Below are 4,879 nucleotides of genomic sequence, written 5' to 3' on the forward strand. Positions count from 1 at the left end.
GCCACAGTTCGTGCGCGTCATCGATCAGGCTGACGGCAATCGACTCCCTTGTCTCCGGATCTCGGAGGAGAGCCAGGTCCTCATTGGAAGGGGCATGGAGGTTCACATTGAACTTAGGGTACTTCCAGAACAGGTAGCCCGAATTGCGAGTGGTGGGTGCGATCTCTCGGCTCAGCGCAAATAGGCGCTCCCGGTCTTCGGGGAACTGCTCACTGTCACAGTAGTAGCCAACGTAGAGACGGTGGTTAAGTTCGATGTACACGCCACCATTCATAAACGTGAAGGGGAAAGTGAGGCCAATGTATTTGCTGTTTTTGGCCTTCTTGTAATAGGCGGAAACCGCCTCCTTCGTGGCCGAAATTTCGGGCTTGCCGAGTTGCGGATACCGGCTCGCTTGGCAAGCCGTCATGCGCTCCCAAATATCGAGCTGTAAGTCTGCCAGTACGGACTTGAATGCATGGTTGATGTCGGCGATCACAAAGAGATTCTCGCCCAGCAGGATCTGTTCTTTTAGCTTGCTCATGTAGATCTCGCCTTGGTCACTGGATGTCAGCTTTTGGAGTAGTTCGATGTATTGGAAAACGCTTTCCCGCACGCCGGGCTCGCGGGCAACCAGTGGGATACAGTCCTTCAACCAAGCGATAATCTCGGCTTCGTAGCTCAGAAGAACTACAGGCAGGGACTTGCGACTCTGCTCACTGGGCTCAGCACCATCCAGGGTGAGGTACGTGGTCCAAATCTCGCTATAGCCTTCCGCCTGCATTCGCTGGTGGTAGCGCCAGAGCTGCTCGTCCTGATCGCTGGCGTAGATCTTGTTCTCGATGATTACTGCCTGCTTGGATTGGTTGCGGACCAAGATATCGATGTTCTGGTACTCAACCTCGACATTCGCATTCTCTGAATCGAAGTTCTCGATGCCCAGTCGCTTYAACAGGAGATTCAGCAGCGCTGTCCCCTGATTGTGTGTGGCCTTAGGGTCGAGCAGGAAGGCGAGGAAGCGCGAGTGAAGTCGAACCTCGTCACTTGAGCTGCGGAGTACGGAGAAGAGGTTGAAGCCTGCCGGGCGCTGATACCTCGCGCGCAGCAGAGCAACGGTTTGCAAAAAATCGTCCATGGAAGAAAGTCCCTGATTAAGGCCGAGTTATGGCGCGCAGTATCAGACAAATCACGCTCTGATGTAATGGCCATTTGATGCTGCTGACAGCATGCAAGTCTTTGTTTAGAGATGCGTCGACCGTTCGGATCATTGCCAATAAAGCATTTGCGAAATCACATCGCACTGAGTAATTCGGAATCTTTACGCTGTAAATAGCTCCTACTTTTGTTGGTACTCAATGACCACTTTTAGCCGATTTTCGCCTGTTACGACTGACCCAAAACCTCTACATCACCTGACTCCCCACTGCCAGCTTACTCAACAACCACCCACTAAAACTCCGCGCCATCGGATTATTCTCACTATCACGATGAGTCAACAACGCCCAGTTGGGGCCGCGAATCGTCTCCTCAACCAACGGTTGCAACAACCCATTGGCACGCGCTGGCTGACTCAATAATTGGCTGACCAGGGCGATGCCGAGCCCCGCACACGCGGCGTCCAGCAGCAGGCCGGGGTCGGAGAAGTTCAGCCCCTGATCCTTCTGACCGACATCGATACCTGCTTCCACCGCCCAGTGACTCCAGTCCATTTCCCGCTCGCCATGGAGGGTGGTGCGCTGTGCGCTGGGCACCGCCAACAGGCTGGGGTGGCACGCCGGGTAAAGGCGGTCGGCGTGCAGCACCTTGAAGCTGCATTCGGCCTGGGAGCTGATGTCGTCTCGCACCGCGAGGTCGATGGTCTGGGTCGTCATGTCCGGGACTTCGTCGGTGCTGAAGATCCACAGATCAACTTCCGGGTGCTGGCGGCGGAAGTCTTCCAGGCGTGGCAGTAGCCAGTGCCGGGCGAACGCCGGGGTGGTGTTGAGGACGAGCTGGTTGGGTTTTTGGTACTGCCCAAGGCGACGAATGCCGACGGCCAGTTGCTGCAACAGCGCCTGAGTGGTGCTGAGCAGGTCGTGACCGGCATCGGTCAGGCTGACGCTGCGTCCACTGCGAAAGAACAAGGGTTGTTCCAGGTACGCTTCGAGGCTGCGAATCTGCTGGCTGATCGCCGATTGGGTGAGGTGCAGCTCTTCGGCGGCCTTGTGGAAACTGCCCAGCCGGGCGGCGGCTTCAAAGCCGCGAAGGGTGCCGAGAGGCGGCCAGTGTTTGAGCATGCTGATAAGTTCCTCTAATCATTTATCCACAAAATCCATCGTTTGTTTGCCCGTTTTTGCAGCCGTAGCATGCATGACAAGACCACGTAGGCAGTTTTCATTGAACACAATGACTTAACTTAAAGGTGCTTGTCATGCAGCAGAATGAAATTCAAAACAAGGGTTGGTTGATGCCGGCGGAATGGGTAAGGCACGCAGCAACCTGGATGGTTTGGCCGCACAACCAGGCGCTCTGGGAGTCGGGTTGGGGTGTCACATTGGCACGGGTGCAAGAGGATTTCGCTCGTGTGGCCAACGCCATTGCCCGTTTTGAACCGGTGAAGCTGGTCGTCGATCCTTCTGCTGTCGCGAGTGCCCAAGCGTTGTGTGGGCCCAACATCGAACTGATCGAGCTGGCGGTGAACGACAGCTGGTGCCGGGACTCCGGCCCGAGCTTCGTCTGCCACCCGCAACAGGGGCTGGCCGGTGTGAGCTGGCGCTTCAACGCGTGGGGCGGCAAGTCGGCCCATGACCTGGACGAAAGCCTGGCTCGCCGCGCACTCAATCACCTCGGCGCGGCGTGCTTCGGTACTCCGTTGAGTAACGAAGGCGGGGCCATTCATGTGGACGGCGAGGGCACGCTGATCACCACCGAGTCGGTATTGCTCAATCCCAATCGCAACCCGGGCATKAACAAGGCCGAGATGGAGGAGATCTTCACGCGTCTGCTCGGGGTGAAGAAGACCGTCTGGCTGCCGGGCGATCCCGACCATGTGACCGGCGACATGACTGACGGTCATGTCGATGGCGTGTGCGCTTTCGCCCGCCCTGGCGTGCTGCTGGTGGATGCCACTCACGACAAGCACTCGGTGTACGCCGAGGTGGTACGAGAAAACCGTCGCGCGTTGGCGCTGGCAACCGATGCCCACGGTCGGCCGTTTGAGCTGATCGACCTGTATGAAGCCACCGATGCCGTGGACACAGTGGCTGAGGTGTTTTGTGCTTCCTACACCAACTTCTACATCGCCAATAACGCCATCATCATGCCGGCCTATGGCATCGATGCCGACAACGCGGCTGCCGAAGTGTTGGCTCAGGCGTTCCCTGGACGCGAGGTGGTGCCGGTGCGGATCAATCATCTGGCCCATGGCGGCGGCGGTGTGCATTGCATCACCCAGCAACAGCCAGCCTGGCCACTGAGGGGTTAATGCCATGACCATTTTGACGGTTGCTACCACCCAAATGCCCTGCACCTGGGATCTGAAACACAACCTCGATCAGGCCGAGCAATTGGTACGTGATGCGGCGGCGAACGGCGCTCAGGTCATCCTGTTGCAGGAGCTGTTTGCCACACCGTATTTCTGCATCGAGCAACATCACAAACACCTGGCGCTGGCTGAGGAATATCAGCACAGCGCCGTGCTAAAACGCTTTGCCGCGCTGGCCAGGGAGTTGGGGGTGGTGCTGCCGCTGAGCTGGTTCGAGAAGGCCGGCAATGCCTACTTCAATTCGTTGAGCGTGGCCGATGCCGATGGGCAGTTGCTGGGGGTGTATCGCAAGACGCACATCCCTAACGCCATCGGTTATCAGGAGAAGGAATACTTCAGCCCCGGCGATACCGGCTTTCGTGTCTGGGACACTGCGTTCGGGCGCATCGGTGTGGGCATCTGTTGGGATCAGTGGTTCCCCGAGACCGCCCGCTGCCTGGCATTGATGGGCGCCGAAGTCTTGTTGTTTCCCACCGCCATTGGTTCTGAACCCGGTTGCGCCGCATTGGATTCACGTGACCACTGGCAGATGACCATGCGCGGCCATGCCGCCGCCAACCTCCTGCCGGTGGTGGCCGCCAACCGCATCGGCCGAGAAGTGGCGACCACCGATCCGACGCTGCAAATGAATTTCTACGGCTCGTCCTTTATCTGCAACCACAAGGGCAAGCTCCTCGCCGAAGCCGACCGCGACAGTTTGGGTGTGCTGGTACACAGCCTGGACTTGTCCGCCATGCGCGAAGAGCGCCTGACCTGGGGCATCTACCGCGACCGCCGTCCCGACATGTACGGGGCGCTGTTAAGCCTGGATGGTCGTCACATTAATGCTCGCTGGAACACTCAAGGGGTTTGACATGAACGTGACCAAAAAGCTTTTGCTTTGCTCCTTGGGATTGGCGCTAAGCGGTGCCTTGTCGTCGGTGCAGGCGGAGGAGAAGACCCTGAGGTTGTACAACTGGGCCGATTACTTCGCCGAGGACACCCTGTCCAGGTTCACCGCCGAAACCGGGATCAAGGTGATCTACGACGTCATGGATGGCAGTGAAACACTGGAGGCCAAGCTGATGGCTGGCGGCAGTGGTTATGACCTGATCTTTCCGGGCGACACTGTTGGCGAGCGTCTGATGCACGCCGGCAGTTTGCAGCCACTGGACAAGTCAAAGCTCACCGCCCTGGATGACATCGAGCCGGGTTTGCAGAAACTACGGACGCATTATCTCTACTCGAGCAAGGCCACCGTTCCCTACACGTGGGGCACCATCGGCCTGACCTACAACGCCGAACAGATCAAAAAGCGCATGCCGGATGCGCCGGTGAATAGCCTGGACATGCTGTTCAAGCCGGAACTGGCCGCCAGGTTTGCGGACTGCGGTATCT

Annotated in this window: 5 protein-coding genes; 3 read left to right on the plus strand and 2 right to left on the minus strand. The window is 58.0% G+C overall.

The genetic code is table 11. The annotated features are described in order from the left end of the window. Positions 1-1,114 (minus strand): PDDEXK-like family protein (locus AC1DH9_RS22365; protein WP_477808801.1); only part of this gene is annotated, 1,114 nt, incomplete at its 3' end. A gap of 268 nt (positions 1,115-1,382) precedes the next feature. Continuing rightward, the gene (locus AC1DH9_RS22370) at positions 1,383-2,255 is read right to left on the minus strand and encodes a LysR substrate-binding domain-containing protein (RefSeq protein ID WP_427542785.1); all 873 of its coding nucleotides are present in this window, start codon (positions 2,253-2,255) and stop codon (positions 1,383-1,385) included. 134 nt (positions 2,256-2,389) lie between these two features. Between AC1DH9_RS22370 and AC1DH9_RS22375 the strand changes: the two genes are divergently transcribed. From AC1DH9_RS22375 to AC1DH9_RS22385, 3 genes are all read left to right on the plus strand, one after another. Then, a complete protein-coding gene (locus AC1DH9_RS22375; RefSeq protein WP_477808802.1) occupies positions 2,390-3,442 on the plus strand; it encodes an agmatine deiminase family protein in 1,053 nt (350 codons plus the stop codon). 4 nt (positions 3,443-3,446) lie between these two features. Then, positions 3,447-4,355, plus strand: a complete 909-nt coding sequence (gene aguB, locus AC1DH9_RS22380; protein WP_427542779.1) for an N-carbamoylputrescine amidase — start codon at positions 3,447-3,449, stop codon at positions 4,353-4,355. Position 4,356: 1 nt separating this feature from the next. After that, positions 4,357-4,879, plus strand: a 523-nt coding sequence (locus AC1DH9_RS22385) for an extracellular solute-binding protein (protein ID WP_477808803.1), incomplete at its 3' end; no start/stop codon positions are given.

The sequence above is a fragment of the Pseudomonas sp. 05T35 genome (assembly GCF_056396605.1).